Source organism: Cupriavidus sp. HY129 (genome assembly GCF_059492215.1).
Window position 1 is genome coordinate 2,281,745 of the sequence record NZ_CP083255.1, and the last position, 24,706, is coordinate 2,306,450.

Genomic DNA, 24,706 nt, shown 5'->3' on the forward strand with positions numbered 1-24,706 from the left:
ACTTCAGCCCGTCGCCCTTTCGCTATCCTGCGCAGCGCGCGCCAGCACCGGCACCAGCGCCGCGCCGGTGTGGCTCGCCCGAATGCGGGACAATGCCTCGGGATCCGCCGCACCAACGATCGTGCCGCCATGCGCGCCACCTTCCGGCCCGAGGTCGATAATCCAGTCGGCCTCGGCGATCACGTCAAGATCGTGCTCGATCACCACCACGCTGTGCCCGCCATCGGTCAGGCGATGCAGCACCTTGATCAGGCGCGCCACGTCCGCCATATGCAGGCCCACCGTCGGCTCGTCTAGCACATACAGCGTGTGTGGCGCTTTCTGGCCGCGGCGCGTGATGTCGTCACGGACCTTCGACAGTTCGGTGACTAGCTTGATGCGCTGCGCCTCACCGCCCGATAACGTGGGCGACGGCTGGCCCAGCGTGAGGTAGCCCAGGCCGACATCCTTCATCAGTTGCAGCGGATGCGCGATCTGCGTGATGGCCGAGAAGAACTCCACCGCCTCGTCGATCTCCATCGTCAGCACTTCGCCGATGTTCTTGCCGCGCCAGGTCACCGCCAGCGTTTCCGGGTTGAAGCGCTGCCCATGGCAGACATCGCATGGCACCTTCACGTCCGGCAGGAAACTCATGCCGATCGTCCGGACGCCCTGGCCCTCGCACGCCGGGCAGCGGCCCTCGCCGGTATTGAACGAAAACCGCGACGCGCTATAACCGCGCGCCTTGGCTTCGAGCGTTTCCGCGAACATCTTGCGGATGGCGTCCCACACGCCGATATAGGTCGCCGGACAGGAGCGCGGCGTCTTGCCGATCGGGGTCTGATCGACTTCGAGCACACGGTCGATCGACTCCCAGCCACTGATCGACTCGCAGCCATGCCACGCGTGCTCCACGCTGAGCGACTTGGTCGCCGTCGGCTTCCCAGCCTTTTCGGCCACAGCCCGAGCGCGGCGCGTGGCCGGCGAGGACATCACCGATCGCCCGACCGCGTCGAGCAGGTTCGTCATCAGCACATCGCGCGCCAGCGTCGACTTGCCGGATCCGGACACCCCGGTAATCGTCACCAACCGCGTCAGCGGAATCCGCGCGGTGACATCACGCAGGTTGTGCAGGTTGGCACCGTGGACGGTCAGCCATTGCGGCGGATCCGCGGGCTTGCCCGCGCGCCCGGGTGTGACCGGACGGCGCGCCTGCAGCGGATGGATCATCGGATGGGCCAGGAACTGCCCGGTGGTCGAATCCTTGGCCGCCGCCAGCGCTTCCACGCCACCCTGCGCCACAAGGCTGCCACCGCGCTTGCCTGCGCCCGGGCCGATGTCGATGATGTGATCGGCGCGACGGATCGTGTCCTCATCGTGCTCCACCACCACCAGCGTATTGCCCTTGTCGCCAAGCTTGCGCAAGGCATCGAGCAGAATCTGGTTGTCGCGCGGATGCAGGCCGATCGTCGGCTCATCGAGCACATAGCAAACACCCTGCAGATTGCTGCCAAGCTGCGCGGCCAGGCGGATACGCTGGGCCTCGCCGCCAGACAGGCTCGGCGCGGCACGGTCCAGACTCAGGTAACCGAGCCCCACCTCCTCCAGGAACTGCAAGCGGCTGGCGATCTCCGTCACCACGTCGCGCGCGATCTCGGCATCGCGCCCCTTCAGGCGCAAACCGTCTACCCAGCGGCGGGTATCGGACACCGTCCATTGCGCTACATCGGTAATCGCATTGGCATCGAACGTTACCGCACGCGCCACGGGATTGAGACGCGTCCCGCTGCAATCGGGACACGCCGCGTCACCCACGCCCTCCGGCTCTTGCTCTTCCGATGGCAGGCTCTGCTCACGGCCACGGTCATCGCCACCGAGCACGGTATCGTCAAACGCGGCGCGCTGCTCGCGTGTCAGCGCCAGACCCGTGCCCACGCACGTGTTGCACCAGCCATGCTTGCTGTTGTACGAGAACATGCGGGGATCCAGTTCCGGATAGCTCGTGCCGCAGACCGGACAGGCACGCTTGGTCGAAAACACCTTCGTTTCGCCCACGTGCCCGGTGTTCTTGCCTCCCTGCATCGCGTCGTGCAATCCATCGAGCGGGGCCAGCAGATGCATGACCCCCTTGCCGAGTTCGAGTGTCTGCTCCAGCAACGCGCGCAGTTCCGCCTCATTGTCCGGCGACACGACGATATCGCCCACCGGTAACTCAATCGTGTGCTCGCGGAAGCGGTCCAGGCGTGGCCACGGATCGACCGGCAGGAACTCGCCGTCAACGCGCAGATGCGTGTTGCCACGCGCCTTGGCCCACTTGGCCAGATCGGTATAGACACCCTTGCGGTTGACTACCAGCGGCGCCAGCAAACCCACGTGCTGGCCGCGATGATCGCGCATCAGCTGGGCGACGATCGATGCCGGACTCTGTGAAGTCACGGGCGCGCCATCGTGCACGCAATGCTGGATGCCGAGCTTGACGTAGAGCAGCCGCAGGAAGTGCCAGACCTCCGACGTGGTGGCCACTGTGCTCTTGCGCCCGCCACGCGACAGCCGCTGCTCGATCGCCACCGTGGGTGGAATGCCATAGACCGCATCCACTTCGGGCCGCCCGGCCGGCTGCACGATCGAACGCGCATAGGCGTTGAGGGACTCCAGATAGCGGCGTTGTCCTTCGTGGAACAGGATGTCGAACGCGAGCGTCGACTTGCCCGAACCCGATACCCCGGTGATGACATTGAATTTGCCGTGTGGGATATCGACGTTGAGCGACTTGAGGTTGTGCTCGTGGGCATTCACGATACGCACGACGTTTTCGCCCTCGATGGCGCGGCGCGCCCGCGCGGCCTGCACCGCCGCCTGCAGTGGCAGGCCATGTTCCGCAGTCTCGGCGCGCTCCGCCGCCAGCGTGCCGGCCTCGCCCAATGCCCCGTCATAGTGGATCAGCGCGCGGCCGGTATGCGATTCGGCACACGCCCGGACGTCATCCGGAGTCCCCACGCAGACCACCTCGCCGCCGGCGTCGCCACCTTCCGGACCCAGATCGACGATCCAGTCCGAAGCACGGATCACGTCCAGGTTGTGCTCGATGACGATCAGCGAATGGCCGCCGTCGAGCAGCTTGCCGAAAGCCCGCATCAGCTTGGCGATATCGTCGAAGTGCAGCCCGGTGGTTGGCTCGTCGAACATGAACAGGCGCTTCGGCAACACCACCGCCTTGCGGTTCTTGACCGGCTGGGCCTGCGCCGCCTCCGCCAGAAAGCCGGCCAGCTTGAGGCGCTGCGCCTCGCCGCCAGACAGTGTCGGCACGGGCTGCCCCAGCTTGACGTATTCCAGGCCGACGTCCGCAATCGGCGCCAGCACCCGCAACACGGCAGGATCGCTCTCGAACAGGGCCGTAGCCTCGCTGACCGTCAGCTCCAGCACGTCGGCCACGCTCAGGGCGCGTGGCGCCTGGCCGCGCGCGGCACGCTCGATCTTGACTTCCAGCACCTCCCGGCGATAGCGCGTGCCATCGCAATCGGGGCAACGCAGGTAAACATCCGAGAGAAACTGCATCTCGACGTGCTCGAACCCCGAACCACCACAGGTCGGGCAACGGCCATCGCCAGAGTTGAAACTGAAGGTGCCAGCCGTATAGCCGCGCTGCAGTGCCAGCGGCGCCTTGGAAAATAACTTCCGGATCTCGTCGAACGCGCCAACGTAACTGGCCGGGTTCGAGCGAGCCGTCTTGCCGATCGGCGACTGGTCGACGAAGACCACGTCATCGACCTGGTCCGCCCCAACCAGTTCGCGAAACACGCCCGGCGACTCGGTAGCCTTGCCGAAATGGCGTGCCATGGCCGGATACAGGACGTCCTGCAGCAGCGTGGATTTGCCCGAGCCCGACACACCGGTCACGCAGACCAGGCGATTGAGCGGGATCTCGACCGTGACGTCCTTGAGGTTATGCTCGCGCACCCCTTCCAGCCGCAGACGCGGCGTGGCGGCGTCGATCGGGCGCAATTGCCAGTCCGACGTGTCCGTCACGCGGCGGCGTCCACCGAGGTAGTCCCCGGTGAGGGTCCGCTCCTTGCGGATGGCCTCTGGCGTTCCGTCGAAGATGATCATGCCGCCACGTTCGCCCGGCCCCGGCCCCATGTCGATCAGGCGATCCGCGGCCAGCATCACGGACGGGTCATGCTCCACCACCACCAGCGTATTGCCGGCGTCCCGCAGGCGATGCATGGCTTCCACGATGCGGTTCAGATCACGTGGATGCAAGCCGATACTGGGCTCGTCGAGCACAAACAGCGTATTGACGAGCGAGGTGCCAAGCGCCGTGGTCAGGTTGATCCGCTGCACTTCCCCGCCCGAAAGCGTGCGGCTCTGGCGGTCCAGCGTCAGATAACCCAGACCCACATCGCACAGGTATTTGAGCCGTGTGCGGACCTCCGCCAGCAGCAGCTTGAGCGCATCGTCGAGCAGCGCCGACGGCAGCGTCAGGTCGTCAAAGAAACGCCGGATGCGCGCGATCGGCATCAGCATCAGGTCGTGCACGGTCAGGCCGGGTAGCGCTTCCAGTTGGGAGCGGCTCCAGTCCACGCCGCGCGGCAGGAAACGCTCGGCCGGCGGCAGCACGGCGTTAGCGTTCCCGGTGCTCCCCAGGCGCCACTGCAGCGCCTCGGTTTTCAGGCGGGCACCGCCACAGGTCTCGCACGGCGTGTAGCTGCGGTACTTCGACAGCAGCACGCGGATATGCATCTTGTAGGCCTTCGACTCGAGGTAGTTGAAGAACCGCATCACGCCGTACCACTGCTTGTTCCACTGCCCGTTCCAGTCGGGGGACCCGTGGATCACCCAGTGCTGTTCGGCTTCGCTGAGCTGGTTCCACGGCAGATCTCGCGGGATGCCGGCCTTGGCCGCGTAGCGCATCAGATCGTCCTGGCACTCCTTCCACGCGGGGGTCTGCATCGGCTTGATCGCCCCATCGCGCAGCGACTTGCGGACGTCAGGAATCACCAGCCCCAGATCGACACCGATCACGCGCCCAAATCCACGGCAGGCATCGCACGCGCCATAGGCGGAATTGAACGAGAACAGCGCTGGCTGGGGGTCCGCATAGCGGATATCGCTTTCCGGACAATGCAGCCCGGTCGAGAACTTCCAGACCGGCCCTTCACCCTCGTCCGTCACCACATGCACGCTGACGCGGCCGCTGCCACGCTTGAGCGAGGCCTCGATGGCCTCTAGCGCCCGCGCCTTCTCCACGTTGCCAATGCGGAAACGGTCCGCCACCACGTCGAGCACCTTGCGATTTCCGGTCGCCGACTCGACCACGCGCTGGCCGTGCACCCGGGTGTATCCGCTGACCGAGAGCCATTGGGCGACTTCTTCCTCGGTGGCCGATTCCGGCAGCTCGACCGGGAACGTCAGCACCAGCCGGGCATCGGCAAACGGCTGCCCCGTGCTCGTCCGGGCCACCAGTTCCGCATAAATCGTCTCTGGCGAGTCATGCCGGACCGGCAACGCGGTCTGCCGGTCGAACAGTTCCGCCGCGCGCGCGAACAGCAGTTTCAGGTGATCGTTGAGCTCGGTCATCGTGCCGACCGTGGACCGCGAGCTTCGCACCGGATTCGTCTGGTCGATCGCGATGGCCGGCGGGACACCATCCACCTTGTCGACCTGGGGCCGATCCATGCGATCCAGGAACTGGCGCGCATAGGCACTGAACGTCTCGACGTAGCGACGCTGGCCTTCGGCGTAGAGCGTGTCGAACACCAAGCTCGACTTTCCCGAACCGGACGGCCCAGTCACCACGGTCATCTGACCCGTGTGCAAGTCGAGATCAACGTCCTTGAGATTGTGCTGACGGGCGCCGCGAATGCGAATGGTGCCGGAATCTGACAATTTATCCTCTCTAATCAGATAGTTGGAGGCGATAACTGAAGGGATACCTTACCTTCGTTGTGCCTCACTGACCGCGTGGTCGGCATAACTATACTGTATAAACGTACAGTCATCCTGACAGGATACAGACAAGATTGTCGAGAACCTCGGCGGGTCGCAGGCAGACCTCCGGCCCTACCTCAGCCTCGCTTCGGCAGCTTCCAGCCCGGCCGGATGAAGTGGCAGGTATAGCCGTTCGGGTACCGCTCCAGGTAGTCCTGATGTTCCGGCTCGGCATCCCAGAACGGTCCGGCCGGTGCGATTTCGGTCACGACCTTGCCAGGCCATAGTCCGGACGCATTCACGTCGGCCACGGTATCTTCCGCTGTCTGCTTCTGTTCGTCATTCAGGTAATAGATCGCCGAGCGATAGCTCGTCCCCACATCGTTGCCCTGGCGATTCTTCGTGGTGGGGTCGTGGATCTGGAAGAAGAACTCCAGGATCTGGCGATAGCTGATCTGGCTCGGATCGAAGGCGATCTCGATGCCTTCGGCGTGTGTGCCGTGATTGCGATAGGTTGCATTCGGCACGTCGCCGCCGGTGTAGCCCACCCGGGTTGACAGCACGCCGGGGTACCGCCGCAGCAGATCCTGCATCCCCCAGAAGCAGCCGCCGGCGAGGATTGCGGTTTCGATTTGCGTCGTCATACTCTGGTCCTTTGCATCGCGTGGCGTAGAGGCCAGTAATATACGCACACCGCGTCGATTCCGCTCATGGTCACAAAGTCCCCACAGCGCGCGCAGGCTATCGTCACGAGCCTGCGGCGTGACATCGCATCCTGCACCCGATGCGCCGCGGATCTGCCTGCCGGCCCTCGGCCCGTCGTGCAGTTCAGCGCCACGTCTCGCATCCTGATCATCGGTCAGGCACCGGGCTCGCGGGTACATGCCAGCGGCATTCCGTTCGATGACCCCAGCGGCGACCGCCTGCGCGAATGGACGGGTCTGAGCCATGACGCGTTCTATGATGCATCGCGCGTGGCGATCATGCCGATGGGCTTCTGCTACCCCGGCAAGGGTCCGAGCGGGGACCTCCCGCCACGCCGCGAGTGCGCACCGCTCTGGCACGACGCCATCCTGCAGCTCCTGCCGGAAGATCGTCTGACCCTGCTCGTTGGCAGCTACGCCCAGGCTTATTACCTGCAAGGCGAAGTCGGCGCCACGATGACGGAGATCGTGCGCGACTTCCGCCGCTTCGGCCCCAATCTGTTTCCGCTGCCTCACCCTTCGTGGCGCGTTGTCGGCTGGATGCGCAAGCAGCCCTGGTTCGAAGCCGAATTGCTGCCAGCGCTGCAGGCGGCCGTGCGCGCCAGGCTATGAATTAGCGGGATTCGACCTAGCCGAGCGGCAGCGCCGTGCTATACAGCACCTGCTTCAGCGCGAAGCTCGAACGAATGCTCGCCACACCGGGGATGCGGGTAATCTGGTCGATGATCAACCGCTCAAGCGCTTCCACGTCGGGCACCACTACACGCAGCAGGTAGTCAGCGTCTCCGGACATCAGGTAGCACTCCATCACCTGTGGCAACGCGGCGATTCGCCGCTCGAACGTATCGAGCGTTTCCCGTCGCTGCTTGTCGAGCGACACGGAGATGAACACCACTACTTTCAGGCCCAGCCGACGCGCGTCCAGCAGCGTGACGCGCCGCGAGATCACGCCGATCTTCTCCAGACGCTTCACACGCGCCAGGCATGGAGACGGCGAGAGACTGACCCGGCTGGCCAGCTCCACATTGGTCAGGCTGCCATCACGCTGCAGTTCGCCGAGAATCCGGATGTCAGTGGCATCGAGTTCGATGTCCAGCATGTCATGCTTCCATGGTTTTACATTGCAGCATTCTATGCCGTATTGAACGACTGCAGCAGTGCGATCCGGTTACTGATGCCGGGCGATGAATCGTAGACTTTTCGCAAACGATCTCTCTCGCTTCGCATGTCCGCTACCGCCCCGTCCAGCGCCACTTCCCGGGCCCCGGCCACCGCCGGATTCCGCTCTTTTCTGCCATTGATTGGTGCCGTCGTCATCTGGGGCGGTAATTGGCCAGTCATGAAGATGGGACTGGCCCACATCAGCCCGCTCTGGTTCGCTGCCTGCCGATTCGGCTCGGCCGCGCTGATCAGCTTCCTCGTGCTCGGCGCCCTGCGCAGGCTCCGCCTGCCCTCGCGGCAGGAATGGCCGTTGGTGATCGGCGTCGGCCTGCTGCAGATGGGCGCATTCACGGCGCTGGCGTTGTGGGCGCTGCAGTACGTGCCGCCGGGCCGCGCATCGGTAATTGCGTATGCGACCGCCATCTGGGTGATCCCGCTGTCCTCGCTGGTGCTCGGCGAGCGGCCATCGCGCCTGCAATGGCTGGCGACCGCATTCAGTTACGCCGGCATCGCCGTGATCGTCGCTCCGGCGCTCGGCGGCTGGGAACTGCACACGGTGATGGGCCTGACGATGCTGCTCGGGGCATCACTGGCGTGGTCGGTCAGCATCATTCAGTTGCGCGCAAATCGTGCAATCCGGCTCGGCGCGGACATGATCCCCTGGGAATGCGCCGTGGCAACCGTCCCGCTGATTGCCCTTGCCTGGTTGCGAGATGGCGCGCCCGACCTGGGCGCGATGGTCGACATCTGGCCCGTGATCGCCTATACGGGGCCGCTCGCCACCGCGCTGACCTTTATCGTCGTGCTGAACGTGACGCAGTCATTGCCGCCGGCCGCCACCTCGATTGCCATGCTTGGTGTTCCGGTGATCGGGCTGGTGCTGTCGACCGTGGCATGGCACGAACAGATCTCGCTCGATCTGTCGATCGGCCTCGCGCTGATCGGAATGGGCGTGGTGACTACCGCGCTCGCGCCCCGGCTCGGCAGGCTGGCTGCCCGCTAGAGCCCAGTCAGGATCAGGGTTCGACTGATGGCTCGCGCTTCAGCGTGCGCAGCACGAAGGTCGAGTGGCTGTGCCGCAGGCCGGGAAGCTTGTAGAGCTTGTGGCGCAGGAATTCCTCATAGCCTTCCGTGCCTGCCACCGCCACCTTGATCAGGTAGTCGTACTCGCCCGTCAGCAGATGGGCCTCCAGCACTTCGGGCAACTGCGCCAGCGCCTCGCCGAATCGATTGAACATCTCGTCGTCGTGGCGATCGAGTGTGACTTCGATCAGCACCGTATCGGGCAAGCCCAGCGCCTTCTGGTTCAGCAGCGCGGCATAGCCACTGATCACGCCAGCGTCTTCCAGGGCCTTGACCCGGTTCCAGCAAGGCGTGGCGGACAGGCCGACACGTTCGGCCAGCTTCGCATTGGAGATGCGGCCGTCGCGACGCAATTCGCGCAGGATGCGACGATCGATCTCATCGAGTTTGAGCGGGTTGTTCACGGAAAATCGTACGCAGAAGATGAAATAACCTCCAATCTACATGATTGGAGATATTTATTCTGACAATTGGCAGCCTGTGCAGAAAAATCAGAAGCCAATTTTGCGGACGCGCTGGTAAATTTACCGAACCGCTTACGCATCACTTACGCCTTGCTTCCGGACCCTGCCATGCCCCTGCCCACCCTCCAGCTCGCCCTCCGCCTCGATCGCGCCGACGTCTTCGGCAGCCTGGAATGGGTGCTTGCCAGCGCCCGTCGCACGGGGCTCTCACTGCGTCAGCTTCAGGTCGACAGCGAACGCGGCCACATGGCCAACCTGTGCTGCGAAGCGCCGGCGGCTGATCTGCTGCATCTGTTCGTGCGCCGAGTCGGCTATGGCGTTGAAGTCGAGGTTGTCGACGCCGAGTTCTCCGACGACGTCGACATGCTTCTGGCGGAAGATGGCGTTGAGGTCGAAGCCGAGGCCGCCCACGCCTGAGCCGCCAGGCCGGCGTCCCCGGCAGCTCCTGCGCCGCGACGTCTGGACCGCGTACTTCGAGTGGACCGTCAATGCCTTCGGGCTGTTGGCCGCCGGTGACTTGGAAGCGTGTATCCGCAAGCGCGCGCAGCGCGGCAACAGCGCACGCTCGCGGTGCAGCATGCGACCCCAACTGCGCGGGACAACTTTCGATATAAGGCAAGAAGGTCCGTTGCGTCGCTGTGTCGCATGGCGCACGGATACCCCTCTCCGTATCCTTGCGGTCGAGCCAAAAATTAAGCATCTCTGGCCCACGTTGAATCCTCGGCATGGGCCTATCGACCGCAAGCAATGCAACGACAAAAAAAATGGCGCCGCGCAGCGGCGCTTCCTGCCGCCGCACTGTCAGGTGTGGCCTTCGCCCAAGCCGTTCCGGCAAGCGTTCCTGCCGAGATTCCCACCCTTCCTCCTGTTACCGCCACGGCCGCCGCGGCGGGTTCGTTGACCGCTCCGGGCATCGCGCAGCAGCGCCAGTCATTGTTCCAGTCGGCCGGATCCGTGGGCTTTGTCGATGCCAACGCCTATAGCAACACGTACGCCAGCGATCTACGCGATGTGCTAAAGGATGCACCCGGCGTTTACGTGCAGGAACGGTACGGACAGGAGCTGCGGCTGTCGATCCGCGGCTCGGGGATTGCGCGCGGCTACCATACGCGCGGGCTGGAAATCCTGCAGGACGGCGTGCCGACCAACTTTGCCGATGGCAGCGGCGATTTCTATCAGATTGATCCGCTCGGCCTTTCGGCCGCCGAAGTCTATAAGGGCGGCAACGGGCTGGCGTATGGCAGCACCACCCTGGGCGGCGCCATCAACTTCACCACACCCACCGCGCTGACCGTCGACGCGCCGAACATGGTCCGACTGGATGGGGGCAGTTTCGGCACCGTGCGCGGCAGTGGCCAGGTGTCACGGCAGATCGGCAACTGGGACTTTCTGGTCAACGCCACGGTCAGCCATTCCGACGGCTATCGCAATCACGAACGCGGCCAGTACGAGCAGCTCAACGCCAATCTCGGCTACCGGTTCAGCCCGGCGGTGGAGACGCGCTTCTACTTTGGCGCCTATGTCGTCGATCAATTGCTGCCCGGCACACTCTCTCTGAACGATGCGCTGAACAATCCGCGCATGGCATCGCCGAGCGCGCTGGCGGGCGACCAGGCGCGCAACACGCGCACCGAGCGCCTGGCCAATGTCACCACCATCAAGCTCGACAGCGGCCAGATCGATTTCACTACCTGGGCGATCCACAAGAGCCTGTATCACCCGATCTTCCAGGTGATCGACCAGGACTACTGGACCTATGGCTTCGCGCCCCGCTACACGGGCGAATTCGCGCTTGGCGGCATGCGTAACCAGTTGATCGCCGGGATGCGATTCTTCGGCGGCAACAACGACGCGCGCCAGTACGTCAACGTCAATGGCAATCGTGGCGCGCAGACGCTGAATTCGGCGCAGGATGCCTACAACTACGAGCTCTATCTCGAAGACCGCCTCTATGTGCTGCCCACCGTGGCGCTGATGGCTGGCGCCAAGGCGTACCGCAACCGCCGCGAGTACAAGGACTACGGTGGCTTGCCCACCAACCCAACGCCGAAGTCGGACGCCACGACCTACAGCGGCGTGAATCCGAAGTTTGGCGTGCTGTGGGAACCGAAGAAGAACGTCCAGGCGTTCATCGATATCACCCGTAGCGCCGATGTGCCCGATTTCACGGACCTGAACCAGACGATCGGCATGACACAGCAGTTCGTGCCACTGGCCGCCCAGCATGGCTGGACGCTGGAACTCGGCACGCGCGGCCAGCAGGACCGTTTCGGATGGGACCTGACGCTGTACCGTTCTCTGGTGCGCGACCAACTGCTTCAGTACACGGTCAGCCCCGATATCCCCGCGTCAACGTTCAACGCGAACAAGACGACCCTGCAAGGCGTGGAGCTTGGCGCGAATGTAGACGTGCTACGCAACGTGTTCGGCAGCGGCGACAAGGTCAATGTGTCCCAGCTCTGGAACTACAGTGACTTCCGCTTCGACAACGATCCTGTCTATGGCAACAACCGGATCGCCGGGGTGCCGCAGCACGTGCTGCGCACGACGCTGTCCTATAGCCGAAACTCGCGCCTGCGCGTGGCGGGCACGATCGACTGGGTGCCGACCGGTGCATGGGTGGATTACGCCAACACGCTCAAGGTACCAAGCTACGTGCTATTCGGTATTGAGGCGAGCTACGAGTTCGAGCGTGGCGTGACGCTGTTCCTCGATGCCCGCAACCTGACGGACAAACGCTATATCAGCGATTTCAGCACCGTCACGGATGCGCGGACGGCCAATACCTCGGTGTTCTATCCGGGCAGCGGCCGTGCGTTCTACGCGGGGATCAAGTACAAGTTCTGAGTGCGGGCATTGTGCCTATTGCGCTCGGATGCACTGCACTCGGATGAGGGCTTCGCCACGCCCTTGCCGGGCGTGGCGCGGGAAATCAGTTCACGCGCTGGACGGCGGGCGGCATCCACTTGCCATCGAGCACCACCTGGTCCGGCCAGTAGGCTCGCAGCATCAGGTTGAAGGCGTCGGGCGGCGCCGGCAGCCAGTTGGATACCTTGCGCTCGTCGGGCCGTTCGTACTGAATATAGATGTCCAGAGAGCCATCGCGGTTGTAGCGGAGGCGATCACGGCTGCCAATCGCGTAGCGCTGCATCGAATTGCTGACGAATGCCTGCTTGTCGTTGTACATCGTCAGCGACCAGAACGCCTTCACCGGCGGCAACTGTGACTTGTCGAAGTGCAGGACGTAGCGGCTGCCACCATCGAACGGGCGGCCCATCGCATCGGCGCGCGCGGTCGGGTAGATCGCATCCTCGGGCAGATTCGCGCCCAGACCGAACATCGCCACCACAGCGCGGCGGCCATAATCCGTGCCATACACCCCGATATCACGCTGGACGCGCCAGCCCATATTGCCGGCAGCGCTCTTGCGCCCATTGGCCTTGATCATCGTCAGCGCGGCGGACGCACCCTCCTGCACGGCGCGCGCCGTCGAAGGCTCGAGCACGGTGGTCTTGAACGGCTGACCGGCCTTGATGCCCATGCGTTGCATCTTCTCCACCATCGCGGCGTCATCGGCTGCGGGCGGGTTGGCAGGCAGCAGCGCGGCCAGACGGGTAAAGAATGCCTGGGCGTCCATCGCCGCCACCTGCTCGGCCGGCGGCGTCTCCGTATCGATCATCGCTGCGCGCGGCACGGGCTGCACTGCGGTACGGCTGCCCTTGCGCCACGCCGACAGCGGCACCAGGCGGAACTGATCCTGCAGCCGGTGCACGTTCGCATAGTCCTGCTTGCCATTGGTCTGAATCCGACCAATCAGCCAGGCCATATCGGTGGGCGATTTGATCTCCTTCACACCCTTGGGCAACTGCCCCTGCCAGTTCGGGCCGACGATCGCGAAGACACCACGCTTCGTGCCAGTCGTACGCTTGCCCGGCGACGCGAAGACATTGGTCCAGGCGTCGAGCATCGGCATCAGGTAATAGCGGCCGCCGGTATCGGGCACGGACAGCACCATCGGCTCCTTCGACAGGTCCAGCCACGCCGACGAATACAAGGTGTCGGCATTCGGGCTGACAACATCGGTAAAGGCCGCATCCGGGAAGGCGCGCTTGTGACCGAATGTATTGACCGGCACCTTGGCCGTCGCCACCTCACGCGTAACGTCCATTAGAACGAGCGGATAGGCGTAGGTGAACACCTCGGCCGAGAGGGTTTTCATCGCTTGATCGGATGGCGGCTGTTCGACGGCCGAATCAGCTGCCGGACGCTCCGACGTGGACGAGCAAGCGGAAAGGAAAACGGCAAGCGCAACTGCGCCCGCCAATCTGCGGATGGATGAATTCATGACCCCGTTTCCCATGGGAATGGCGGCCTTCCGGGCATCAGCAGGGGCGCGAGTTGCTCCGGAGGCGCATCTGATAGGGACGAATAATGTGCTTCCGGGTTGGCGGCTGTCAATGGCCCCGGCGAGTGGTTGCGCGGGGAAACGTACATTGGGGTTGGCTTCGGCAGGGACTGTGCAAGGCCGCAGGATGCTGTGGGTACTTGCCGGTTCGTGCCCTGTGGACCGAATGCACCCACAGATATTCAGGCGAAAGCGATGTCTACATGAGGCGCACAAACCCAAGTGCCGATCCAAGCGTTCTCAAATTGAACGACGCGGCCTTTAGGGCACATGTTCACAGGCGAGCGAAATGCCATTTGGCATCGAAGGGCCGGCGACTAATCTCAGGGCTTATAAGCCCTGACAGAACGACTTGAGGGCAACTGCGCTATCCAGCGTCGCCGCGCTCTCGCAGTTGTTCGAATCAGGATGCCCGCCAGCCAAACATCGTTTCACCGCCTCTGCTTTGCGCCATGGATTGCCGCAGCGGCCACCGCATACGAGTCGGTCATCGTCTTCAGTTGCGTCAACCGAGCACAATCGAGTCGGACATACCTTCGCGCGCAACCCAAAATGAAAAAGGGCTTCCATTTCTGGAAGCCCTTTTAATAGGTGGCGCGGCTGGCAGGATTCGAACCCACGACCCCTTGGTTCGTAGCCAAGTACTCTATCCAACTGAGCTACAGCCGCACGCGAGGCCCGAATTGTATCGCAATTCGCTTCGCGCGCAAGTACTTCGTGAAAATTATTTCTCGAAGACCAGATACTCCCTCGTCAGACACTGCCTCGACACTGCCACCGCCATCCCTTACCAGCGGTACCTGGCACCCAGTGTCCCGCCCGCGTTGCGTCCTGCGCGCGCCTTGACCCAGAGCTTCAGGCCGGTGGTCGAATTGCTGTGCGCGCCGACGTTGAAGGACAGCAGACCACGCAACAGATCGGTGTCGATGCGCGTGCCGTTGATGTTGATGGTGCGTGCGCGATTGTCTTGCCACCAGTCCGCTTCGACGAAGGGGTAGACACCATTCAGGCGCGTGGGCGCGGAGCTATACAGCCGCACGGCCAGCCCGGTGGCATTGGCCTCGCCCGGTGGCGCGTCCCAGTTGCCGGGTACCGGCGCCATGCCAGGACGGTATGCCATCTCGACACGGGACTGCAGGGTCGGACCGGATCCGTTACGCGACAGCGGCGTATCCATCGCCAGTGCCATGGTGCGCGTGCTGCCATCGACGAACCCGGTTGCCGTTGTCATGTCATCGAGATGCAGCATCGCCGGGCGCGCTCCGGCCCGGTACGTTTCGACCTGCCGATCGATCGGTCCCGCACTGCCCACGACCTCATGCTCGCCGCCGGGCACCGCCATCTGCTCCGAAGCCAGCACGTCGACAGGCGCAGGCTGATCAGGATCGTCGTCCGCGGCCACCATACGAGGTGGCTCAAGCGATGGGGATTCCGGTGTGGTGGCTTTCGCAGGCGACGTGCCCGCGTCGCGTTTGTCCTGGACAATCGATGGCGGCGTATCCGCGCCCGGCGGCCCGCTCGCAAGTTCCTCGGCGCAGGCCGCGGCGCTCGCAAGCAGCACGATCAGGAAGCCCAGATGGAGACAGGAATGGTGCCCTGGGTGCGTGCCGACACAGCGCTCCCAGCCGGGACAATGCCCGGCGCCCTCCCCTCTCCCGCACGTGAACAGTACGGACATGGCAACCACCTTGCCGGGCGTTATTGAATCGTGCCCGATCAAACTGGAGCATAGGTCAAAGCCAGCCTGTCAGTTAGACCGTAATGCGGGTTGCCGGACGGGGGCGGCACGGTGTGGCGCGCCGTGAGAATTTCTCCTGACAGTGTCAGCCATTCTTCCTAGAGCCGGCCCTCTTAGGCCTCGGGCGGAGAAACGAAAAAAGCCCCGCTTACGCGGGGCTTTTCTGAATTTGGTGCCCAGAAGAGGACTCGGTCACCCATGCGCGACCCCGGGTTGCGCTTGCAAGCGCAACCTTTTCTCGTCCTCGCGAAAGGCCCTCAAGGGCCTTTCTTTCCGGGCGGAGAAACGAAAAAAGCCCCGCTTGCGCGGGGCTTTTCTGAATTTGGTGCCCAGAAGAGGACTCGAACCTCCACAGTGTTGCCACCGCTAGGACCTGAACCTAGTGCGTCTACCAATTCCGCCATCTGGGCTTCGTTTCGCTGCATTGCTGCTGCGATGCGAAGAAAGAGATTATGCTGAGCAAGACCATCTCTGTCAACACAAAATTCATCGGTTCTTCAAAAAAACTCTCCATACCGTCATGCCCGGTGTAGCTGGAAGTCGACTTTGGCCGGTCGCCCCTCGAGCGCCAGCATTGCGGTGGCCGGCGTCGTGCGGGCAACGACTTTCCCTGCCCGCATCACCACCAGCCGGGTCGCGCGCAGGCGGAGCGCCTCCACCGGGTCCCGCGCCTGCAGCAGCACCAGATCGGCGCGGCAGCCCGGCGAAATCCCATAGCCTTCGAGACCCAGGATACGTGCCGGCGTTTCTGTCACAGCGGTGAAACACGCGCGCATGGCGTCCAGCCCCGTCATCTGCGCGACATGCAGACCCATGTGGGCCACCTCGAGCATGTCGCCCGAGCCAAGGCTGTACCAGGGGTCCATCACACAGTCGTGACCGAAGGCCACAGGAATGCCGGCGGCAAGCATCTCGGGCACGCGCGTCATGCCGCGCCGCTTGGGATAGGTATCGTGCCGCCCCTGCAGCGTGATGTTGATCAGCGGATTGGCGATGGCCGATACGCCGGCCTCTCGCATCAGCGGCAGCAGCTTGGAGACGTAGTAGTTGTCCATCGAATGCATCGACGTCAGATGCGAACCCGTGACGCGTCCCTGCAAACCCAGCCGTACCGATTCGCTCGCCAGCGTCTCGATATGGCGCGACATCGGGTCGTCGCTTTCGTCGCAATGCATGTCCACGCGCAACCCGCGCTCGGCGGCTTCCTCGCAGAGCATCTTCACCGACGCCGCCCCGTCGGCCATCGTGCGCTCGAAATGCGGAATGCCGCCCACCACATCGACACCAAGGTCCAGCGCGCGGCGAAGGTTGTTGAGCGCATCTGGCGCGCGCAACAGACCGTCCTGCGGAAATGCCACGAGTTGCAGATCCAGGTAGGGCCTGACGCGCTCGCGCACGTGCAGCAGCGCCTCCGTGGCCAGCAGGCGCGGATCGCACACATCCACGTGGGAACGGATCGCCAGCAGCCCTTTGGAGACGGCCCAGTCGCAATACGCCAGCGCGCGCTCGACGATGGCATCCTGCGTAAGCAGCGGCTTCAGTTCCCCCCACAGCGCGATGCCCTCGAGCAGCGTGCCGGACTGGTTCACGCGCGGCAGACCATATGACAGCGTGGAGTCCATATGGAAGTGCGCGTCGACGAACGGCGGCGAGACAAGCTGCCCAGCGGCGTCGATCTCCTCTCCCGCCGTTGCCGCGATCCGTGGCTCCACCGCCGCGATCCTGCCGTTGGCAATGCCGATATCGATATCGGTACGTCCGTCAGGCATATTGCAGTGGCGCAGGATGGTGTCGAACATGAGGCGTCCCTTGTGATCCCGATGGCGGTGACGTGGCAATGGTAGACGAAGACTGCATGGCAACTGCCACGCATGATGCTGGATCAGGCCAGCGAGGCTTTCTGATCCAGCCCGCAGCCACGCAGCAGCAACGCCACCAGGTGCTCGGTGGCGCGTTCGAAGTCCTCGGTGTCGAGCTGGCTGACGCCCAGTACGGCGCAGACCTGGGCATCGAAGTCCGCGTAGGTCTGCGTGGCGGCCCAGATCGTGAAGAAGAGGTGATAGGGGTCGACCCGGGCCATCTGACCGTCTTCAATCCATGAGCGAATCACCATGGCCTTGCGCGTCACCAGTTCGCGCAACGCTTCACGCAGCACGCCGCCGATCTCAGGGGCGCCGTGCAGCAACTCGTTGGCGAACACGCGCGACGCGTCCGGATGGCTGGCCGACAGCCGCATCTTGGCGCGGATGTACTGCTCCAGCGCCACGCGCGGCGCATGGTCGGCGCTGATGATATCGGTCTCGGATAGCCAGAGCTGCAACGTGTGCGCCAGCACGGCACGGTACAGCGCCTGCTTCGTCCGGAAGTAGTAGTGCAGGTTCGACTTCGGCATGCCGGCGTGCAGCGCGATGTCGGCCATCGTGGCCCCGGCGAACCCCGCGCGCGCGAACACGTGTTCCGCGGCGCGCAGGATCTGCGCCTCGTTCTCCTGCCGGATACGGCCTCCCGATTCGCGCACGGGTGGCGCAAGCGCCGGCGCGCCCATCATTTTGTGCCGTAGAGCCGGTCGCCGGCGTCACCGAGACCGGGCACGATATAGCCGTGCTCGTTAAGCTGCTCGTCGATGGCCGCCGTGACGATGCACACATCGGGATGCGCCGCCTGCAGCGCGCGCAATCCAGGCCGCGACGCAATCAGGCAGACATACTTCATGGTGGTCACCCCCGCTTCCTTGAGACGGTTCAAGGCGGCAATGGCCGAGTTGCCCGTGGCCAGCATCGGGTCGACGACGATCACCATCCGCTCGCCGATGTCCTCGGGCATCTTGAAGTAGTACTCGATCGGCTCCAGCGTCTCGGGATCGCGGTACAGGCCGATATGACCAACGCGAGCAGCCGGCAGCAATTCCAGCATCCCGTCGAGAAAGCCGTTGCCGGCACGGAGGATCGATACCAGACAGAGCTTCTTGCCGGACAGCACCGGCGACTGCATGGCCGCGATCGGCGTGCGGATCGAGATGATCTCCATCGCCAGGTCGCGCGTGGCCTCGTAGGTCAGGAGCTGGCTGATCTCCCGCACCAGGCGCCGGAAGTTGTCGGTGGTGGTGTCCTCGTTGCGCACGAGCGTGACCTTGTGCTGCACCAGTGGATGATTGACGACCATGACCGAAGGCGACTTGGCCGTATCGGGGTTGACATAGGTCTCCGAGGCCGCAGCCGCGGCTGACAGATCGTTCATGGTGCGCTCCTTGAGTGACAAACTCTCGTGAAGTTCGGGCAAGGCGGCCCTTGGGCCCGCCACGCCTGGGGCTGCCAGCGAATCGTTTCCGTTGTCTGCTGTCTGTTAGCTGCTGCCTGCTTCCGTGCGTTCGATCCATGCGCGACGCGCTAGAACACCGTGCCGTCGCTCTGTATTGCGAACGGTGGCGGCCCGCCCGGTGGACGCCGCTGCGCCGCGACGCGCCGCCCCGCCGCCCACGTGCCGCCCTCGAGCACACGTGCCAGCGGGAAGTCCGCCTCGCTCAAACCGAGCGCCTGCCGCACGCCATCGGCGATCAGGTCCAGCCCCGTCACGGTCAGCGCGCGCCATTCGACGATCTCCGGCTCGTCCACCGCGTGCGGGCGGCTGGCGAACGTGGCATCGCGCGGCACCATCAGTTCGAAGTCGTACAGCAAGCCACCGTTGCGATACTCGGGCAAACCCGTCAGCGCATCGAGCCCGGTCACGGTCAGCCCCGCATCCTCCAGCGGCTCCAGCAACGAATAGGTCAGCCATTGCGTGAGCTTGTGGAACGGCACCATGCCCTCGGGCGCCGCCGGATGCCGCCAGCAATCGCCGAGCGAAATCCCCTGGATTTGCAGCCGGCCTGGCCACACAGGGCCCAGCGCCACCAGCAGCGTGCGCAGCACGAAGCTCGCTTCGATCCGCCCTTCGCGCGCATGCGAGGCCAGATAGTCATACAGGTTGCCGAGCCGTGCCGGACTGCCAAACACCGCCGGTGTGTCCTGCATCACCTCCCCGAGCCGACGCAGAAGTCCCGCGCGGCCTTCCAGGCCGACCAGCGGGTTGTGCTGCGCCACCTGGAACGCCGAGGCAATGGTCGAGGCGTCGATGCGGCAAAGGCGGTCAGCGTCGGAACGTAACGGATCACCTTGCCCGGCGGAAAAGCCGCCACGCGCGAACAGGTCGAAGCTGGCAACGCCAAGTCCCTCCGAACGCGTCAGCATCATGTCGCTGGCCGCATCGCGGTAGCGCCAGTCGGGCCCGGCGCCCGCATCGAGCAGCACGCTCGGGATCACCAGATCGATACCGATCCGCGCGCGCTCCTCGCGATGCTCGGGGCCCGACATGCCCGCGCGCTCGCACAGGATCTGCCAGCGGTTGATCGTGGCCTGCCCCGGCCCGCCACTTTCAAAATGGCGCCAGCGGCTGTGATACGGCACCTGCAGCGTCGGATAGCGGCGGCGAATCGTCGCGGCCACATAGTCGGCGATCGCGTGAACGCGGTCCGGGTGCCACGTGAACAACTCGGATTCCCCCGAGGCCACGAAGTCCGTCACCACCGCGCAACGCGTTCGCACGGCTTCCGCACTGAGCAGCACGCCCGCGGGATGATCGGGTGGAACGGGGCTATGCCAGCCGCTGCCCAAGCCATCGTCGCGTCCTGCCCTGCCTCCTTCCGGAAATTCAGTCATTCCTTCAACCCCCTGCCCTTTGCCTGGGCGAGTTCCTTGGCGTCAGGCGGCGTGTACCTGGAGAAATAACCCGCCGCCACCTTCGCATCGATTTCCACGCGCGCATCGGCCGGAATCAGGGACTCGGGAATCGCCACCTGCTCCACCACCTCGATACCCTGCGCCGTCAGCGCGCCATGCTTCATATTGCTCATCGAGGCCCAGCGATCGATCCTCCTGATCCCGAGCCAGTGAAATACATCCGGCATCAATTCCTGGAACCGCATGTCCTGCACGCCGGCCACGCATTCGGTACGTTCGAAGTAGGTTTCGGCGCGGTCGCCGCCCACCTGGCGCTTGCGCGCGTTATAGACCAGGAACTTCGTCACCTCGCCAAGCGCGCGGCCTTCCTTCCGGTTATAGACCACCAGGCCCACACCACCCTGCTGCGCCATCTCGATACAAACCTCGATACCGTGCGCCAGATACGGGCGGCATGTGCAGATGTCCGACCCGAACACGTCGGAGCCATTGCATTCGTCATGCACGCGGCAGGCCACACGGGTGTCAGGCTGGCCCAGCTTCGTGACATCGCCGAAAAAGTAGAGCGTCATGCCGCCGATCGGAGGCAGGAACACCTTCAGATCGGGTCGCGTCACGAGCTCGGGAAACATGCCGCCGGTCTGCTCGAACAGGCTGCGGCGCAGCACGCTCTCCTTGATATTGAAGCGGCGCGCGATGCCGGGCAGGTACCAGACCGGGTCCACCGCCGCCTTGGTCACGCGCACGTCGCCATTGGCCTCGAGGATGTCGCCGTCGGGCTTCAGCCGGCCGGCCGAGATCGCGGCCATGAGTTCGGGCATGTTGATATGGGCACGCGTGATGGCGATGGTCGGACGGATGTCCACCCCGGCGGCGATGCGATCGGCGAAGACGGTGGAGACCAGGTGGCCCCAGGGATCCAGCGACACGATCCTGTCCGGATCGCCCCACTGCGGGTGCGGGCCGATGGCTTCGGCCGGGGATGTATCGGTCAGGTCAGGACGATGCGCGCGCTGCAGGCTGCCCGCCGCCACCGCCAACGCGCGATAGATCGCATAGGCGCCGGCGTGGGTACCGATAACGTTGCGCTGCGCGGGGTCCGTCAGGCTGGCAATGACTGGCCCCCGCTCGGCCGCCGTGGGTGCGCCCCAGTGAATCGGCTCGGCCGGCTTGTCGCGGCGTGTGTGCGAGGTCAGAACGATATGATCGGACATGGCAGCCTCGTCTCCCCGGATCGAAACCTGACCAGTTGGTCAGGTTTATATATCCATACTAGGCAATGGCCATGCCAACCCTCAACTGGGGTTGTTACCGTGGGTGACATTCCGCACGCACCGGACGGGTGCGAAATGCATGACGAGGGCGGTACATGCTGGTGCGCCCGCACCAGCATTGATTTGAGTACGTTGGCGCCGGCTGCTCAGGCCTGGGGCTTCTCGCCCCGCGTCCACTTGCGGCCGTGAATGCCTTCCTTGACGAACTCGATCACCGCGCGCAGCGGGCTGGCGGCTTCCACATAGCGATGGAACACGGCGCCAGCTACGTTGCTGGCGACCCACGCCAGCAACATCCCCAGCGCGTTGAGCATCGGCTGGCCCGGAGCGAAATGGAACACCAAGGCGTTCACTACCAGGCAGACCGGAAAGTGCACGAGGAAGACCGAGTAAGAGATCTTGCCGAAATATGCGGTGACGCGGCCACCCGGCCAATGCTCGAGCCAGCCCCCACGGCGGGAGATGGCCAGCACCAGCGCCGTGACCAGCGCGACGGCGATACGCAGGCGGAAGTCCATCGTCAGGGCCGCCACGCCAACCGCGCCAAGCGCGATCAGGGCCACCGGAGAACGATCGGGGTTCGACGCCCAGTACGCCAGCGTTCCCATGCCGTAGGCGCCAAAGAAGTAGATCGCCCAGATATCCCAGGTGGCATCACGGTTGAACCAGAACAGCGAGGCCACCGCTAGCGCCGCCACCGTCGGCACGCCCAGCGGCAACGTATCGCGTGACACCGCGCGCGCCAACCAGAGCGCGAATACCAGCAGCGCGAACAGTTGCAGATCGATTGCGATATACCAGACGCCCGCGGACAGCGCGTCGACATCGAGGATGTTGTGCAGCAGCAGGATGTGCGCGATGACCTGCGTCAGGTGCGGCGCGGCGGGTATCGAGTCGTGATGCATCCACGTCCGCGCGATGGCGGCGCCGATGATCGCGACGAGCATCGCCACGGTGTAGGGCACGACCAGTTTCTGATAGCGGCGCCATACCGTGGAAAGCGGGCTCTGGGCGGTCAGGCGTCCGGCAGGAGCCAGGCTGCGCGCGGCAAGGAATCCACTGATGACCAGGAACACCTGCACCGCGATGCGCGCGTAGTCAGACAGCCAGCCGATCAGGCCGGGGGCCAGAGATTGGGCGGCGTCGGACATCGGGCCATAGAAGGCCAGATGGTGCAACACGATCAGCTGCGAGCTGACCGCCTTCAGCGCGTCTACACACGCCAAACGAGAAGGCCGGGGGCTCATTTGTTATATGTGAGATACAAAGTGGGGCGCATTGTACCTCCATTGTTGCGTTTCAAAATGTGGAGAGTGGGTAACGCATGTAAGCAGGTGTACTGCCCTCCTGCGTCGCATCGCTTTCGACTGAACTTCCGCCACTGGCACTAGCTTATGAAAAGAAAACACAAATTGCCGGTGGCATTTGGCCAAACCGCCCTTGTTTCTCGCGTGCAGACATACAGGTAGGGGCATGGTTGTTACTCCCCCGCGAGCAATAGCCTCATCGTTTGGGCAAGCTTTCTCGTCTCCATAAAAAATTCGTATGAATGGTATGGAAAAGAAGAATGCCCGGACTGTCACCAATATTCTCTCGGCAAGAGACTTGAATCGAGCCTGAGTACCCGTTGCGAGCGGCGCCCGCCATCAGGTCGAATGAGGCAACGAAACCTCCGGGATTTCGAAGCGCGATGAGAGCTTCGATCAATTTTCGCAGACGTTAAGCTATTTTCTACTGCGCTCGCTTGCATGATTCGCGCTTCGCGTCGCGCCACCCTGGAGCGACGGATCACATCCGAATTGCACGTCTTCGCGCTCGGCGAGCCTCCCGGGTTAGGTTTTGGAGTATTGACGCCCTTTGGGTCGGCTTGTATAAAAGTTGCCGTACCCGCCACCTTCTGCAAGTGTTTTAGAAAAATAAGACTGTGGCATGGAACAACCTTGATCCGATTTTCCGGCAGACCGATGCCCGCGTGGCACGGCTTCCCAGGGACGCAACAAGGAGACAATTGTGGACGGACTGGAGACATTTCGGCAGGAGGCGCATGCCTGGCTGGAAGCGAACTGCCCGGCGGAGATGCGCCAACCGGTGCGCAACGAGGACGACATCTGCTGGGGCGGGCGCAAGTTCCGCTATCAGTCCGATGCGCAGCGCCTGTGGCTGCAACGCATGGCCGAAAAGGGCTGGACCGTTCCGGAGTGGCCGACCCAATATGGCGGCGGCGGGCTCAGTCCGGCACAGGCCCGGGTGCTGCGCGCCGAAATGGCCCGATTGAACTGCCGGACGCCGCTGCAGAGCTTCGGCATCTCGATGCTGGGCCCGGCGCTGCTGAAGTACGGCACCGAAGCGCAAAAGCAGGAGCACCTGCCCAAGATCGCACGCGGAGAGATCCGCTGGTGCCAGGGCTACTCGGAGCCCAATGCCGGCTCCGACCTGGCGGCGCTGCAAACGCGCGCTGAAGAGCGCGACGGCCACTTTATCGTCAACGGCCAGAAGATCTGGACCTCGTACGCCGACAAGGCCGACTGGATCTTCTGCCTGGTGCGCACCGACTTCCAGGCGCAGAAGCACACGGGTATCAGCTTCCTGCTGTTCGACATGGAAACCCCCGGGGTCTCCACCCGGCCCATCGTGCTGATCTCGGGCAAATCTCCTTTCTGCGAGACCTTCTTCGACGATGTGAAGGTGCCGTGCCACCAGTTGGTCGGCGAGCCGAACCGTGGATGGGAGATCGCCAAGTATCTGCTGACGCACGAGCGCGAGATGATCAGCGCCATTGGCAGCCGCGGCTTCCGCGAGCCCATGGGTCGCCACGCAGCGAAAGTCATCGGCGTGGACGCGCAGCGCCGCCTCGATGATCCGATGCTGCGCGCCCAGATCGCCCAGTTCGAGATTGACGAAGCCGCCTTTGCGGCCGCCGGCGAGCGGGCACGCGACCTGGCCAAGCAAGGCGAAGGAATGGCAGCGTTCTCTTCGGTGCTGAAGTACTACGGCGCGGAGCTGAACAAGCGGCGCTATGAGCTGTTGATGTCCGTCGGCGGCACGGACGCCCTGGAGTGGGAAGGCGAACGCAGCCAGGACGGCGCCCTGGCGCGGGGCTGGCTGCGCACCAAGGCCAATTCGATCGAGGGCGGGACCAGCGAGGTGCAGCTCAATATCGTCGCCAAGCGCCTGCTCGGCCTCCCGGGCGCCTGACGTACCGGCTCGCCCGTACCGCCACGCCTACCGCAGCCCAAAGACATCGAAGCCCTCGAA

Annotated in this window: 17 protein-coding genes and 2 tRNA genes; 5 read left to right on the forward strand and 14 right to left on the reverse strand. The window is 64.0% G+C overall.

What is annotated here, in order from left to right; genetic code table 11:
- Positions 1 to 3: 3 nt before the first annotated feature.
- Both uvrA and msrA read right to left on the reverse strand, forming a co-directional pair.
- On the reverse strand, positions 4 to 5,865 hold the full coding sequence (gene uvrA / locus K6G35_RS26535; RefSeq protein ID WP_495676610.1) for an excinuclease ABC subunit UvrA: 5,862 nt from the start codon (positions 5,863 to 5,865) through the stop codon (positions 4 to 6).
- A 179-nt stretch (positions 5,866 to 6,044) separates the two neighbouring features.
- On the reverse strand, positions 6,045 to 6,551 hold the full coding sequence (gene msrA / locus K6G35_RS26540; RefSeq protein WP_008649539.1) for a peptide-methionine (S)-S-oxide reductase MsrA: 507 nt from the start codon (positions 6,549 to 6,551) through the stop codon (positions 6,045 to 6,047).
- Between the two features lie 66 nt (positions 6,552 to 6,617).
- On the opposite strand from msrA, the gene K6G35_RS26545 reads away from it, so the two are divergent.
- Positions 6,618 to 7,223 (forward strand): uracil-DNA glycosylase family protein, encoded by a 606-nt coding sequence (locus tag K6G35_RS26545; protein ID WP_008649537.1) that lies wholly within the window; start codon positions 6,618 to 6,620, stop codon positions 7,221 to 7,223.
- A gap of 16 nt (positions 7,224 to 7,239) precedes the next feature.
- On the opposite strand, the gene K6G35_RS26550 is transcribed toward K6G35_RS26545, so the two are convergent.
- Positions 7,240 to 7,710 carry an Lrp/AsnC family transcriptional regulator gene (locus tag K6G35_RS26550; RefSeq protein ID WP_008649536.1) on the reverse strand — a complete coding sequence of 157 codons (471 nt, stop codon included), beginning with the start codon at positions 7,708 to 7,710 and terminating at the stop codon, positions 7,240 to 7,242.
- Positions 7,711 to 7,836: 126 nt separating this feature from the next.
- Between K6G35_RS26550 and K6G35_RS26555 the strand changes: the two genes are divergently transcribed.
- On the forward strand, positions 7,837 to 8,775 hold the full coding sequence (locus K6G35_RS26555) for a DMT family transporter (protein WP_051705449.1): 939 nt from the start codon (positions 7,837 to 7,839) through the stop codon (positions 8,773 to 8,775).
- 13 nt (positions 8,776 to 8,788) lie between these two features.
- On the opposite strand, the gene K6G35_RS26560 is transcribed toward K6G35_RS26555, so the two are convergent.
- Positions 8,789 to 9,259 (reverse strand): Lrp/AsnC family transcriptional regulator, encoded by a 471-nt coding sequence (locus K6G35_RS26560; RefSeq protein ID WP_008649534.1) that lies wholly within the window; start codon positions 9,257 to 9,259, stop codon positions 8,789 to 8,791.
- Positions 9,260 to 9,427: 168 nt separating this feature from the next.
- On the opposite strand from K6G35_RS26560, the gene K6G35_RS26565 reads away from it, so the two are divergent.
- Complete coding sequence (locus K6G35_RS26565; protein ID WP_008649533.1) at positions 9,428 to 9,736, forward strand: hypothetical protein; 309 nt, start codon at positions 9,428 to 9,430, stop codon at positions 9,734 to 9,736.
- Positions 9,737 to 10,066: 330 nt separating this feature from the next.
- Positions 10,067 to 12,166 carry a TonB-dependent receptor family protein gene (locus K6G35_RS26570; RefSeq protein WP_035883549.1) on the forward strand — a complete coding sequence of 700 codons (2,100 nt, stop codon included), beginning with the start codon at positions 10,067 to 10,069 and terminating at the stop codon, positions 12,164 to 12,166.
- Between the two features lie 85 nt (positions 12,167 to 12,251).
- On the opposite strand, the gene K6G35_RS26575 is transcribed toward K6G35_RS26570, so the two are convergent.
- The 10 genes from K6G35_RS26575 to K6G35_RS26620 form a co-directional block, all read right to left on the reverse strand.
- Entirely contained in the window at positions 12,252 to 13,664 is a 1,413-nt protein-coding gene (locus K6G35_RS26575; RefSeq protein ID WP_008649531.1) for a DUF1254 domain-containing protein, read from the reverse strand.
- A gap of 652 nt (positions 13,665 to 14,316) precedes the next feature.
- Positions 14,317 to 14,393: transfer RNA gene (locus K6G35_RS26580), tRNA-Arg, on the reverse strand.
- A gap of 118 nt (positions 14,394 to 14,511) precedes the next feature.
- A complete protein-coding gene (locus tag K6G35_RS26585) occupies positions 14,512 to 15,402 on the reverse strand; it encodes a hypothetical protein (RefSeq protein ID WP_035883546.1) in 891 nt (296 codons plus the stop codon).
- A gap of 383 nt (positions 15,403 to 15,785) precedes the next feature.
- Positions 15,786 to 15,872 (reverse strand) — tRNA-Leu (locus tag K6G35_RS26590).
- Between the two features lie 108 nt (positions 15,873 to 15,980).
- Positions 15,981 to 17,261, reverse strand: a complete 1,281-nt coding sequence (locus tag K6G35_RS26595) for an amidohydrolase family protein (RefSeq protein WP_008651380.1) — start codon at positions 17,259 to 17,261, stop codon at positions 15,981 to 15,983.
- An 83-nt stretch (positions 17,262 to 17,344) separates the two neighbouring features.
- On the reverse strand, positions 17,345 to 18,007 hold the full coding sequence (locus K6G35_RS26600; protein WP_008651378.1) for a TetR/AcrR family transcriptional regulator: 663 nt from the start codon (positions 18,005 to 18,007) through the stop codon (positions 17,345 to 17,347).
- Positions 18,007 to 18,699 carry a uracil phosphoribosyltransferase gene (upp, locus tag K6G35_RS26605; RefSeq protein ID WP_495676611.1) on the reverse strand — a complete coding sequence of 231 codons (693 nt, stop codon included), beginning with the start codon at positions 18,697 to 18,699 and terminating at the stop codon, positions 18,007 to 18,009. The genes K6G35_RS26600 and upp overlap by 1 nt, the downstream gene beginning before the upstream one ends.
- Before the next feature lie 149 nt (positions 18,700 to 18,848).
- Positions 18,849 to 20,156: a URC4/urg3 family protein gene (locus K6G35_RS26610; protein WP_035883544.1), complete on the reverse strand. Its 1,308-nt coding sequence runs from the start codon at positions 20,154 to 20,156 to the stop codon at positions 18,849 to 18,851.
- A complete protein-coding gene (locus K6G35_RS26615) occupies positions 20,153 to 21,391 on the reverse strand; it encodes a GTP cyclohydrolase II (protein WP_008648510.1) in 1,239 nt (412 codons plus the stop codon). The genes K6G35_RS26610 and K6G35_RS26615 overlap by 4 nt, the downstream gene beginning before the upstream one ends.
- Positions 21,392 to 21,597: 206 nt before the next feature.
- Positions 21,598 to 22,698: an acyltransferase family protein gene (locus K6G35_RS26620; RefSeq protein WP_035883543.1), complete on the reverse strand. Its 1,101-nt coding sequence runs from the start codon at positions 22,696 to 22,698 to the stop codon at positions 21,598 to 21,600.
- 763 nt (positions 22,699 to 23,461) lie between these two features.
- Here K6G35_RS26620 and K6G35_RS26625 point away from each other — a divergent pair.
- Positions 23,462 to 24,646 carry an acyl-CoA dehydrogenase family protein gene (locus tag K6G35_RS26625; protein ID WP_008648515.1) on the forward strand — a complete coding sequence of 395 codons (1,185 nt, stop codon included), beginning with the start codon at positions 23,462 to 23,464 and terminating at the stop codon, positions 24,644 to 24,646.
- Positions 24,647 to 24,706 lie beyond the last annotated feature (60 nt).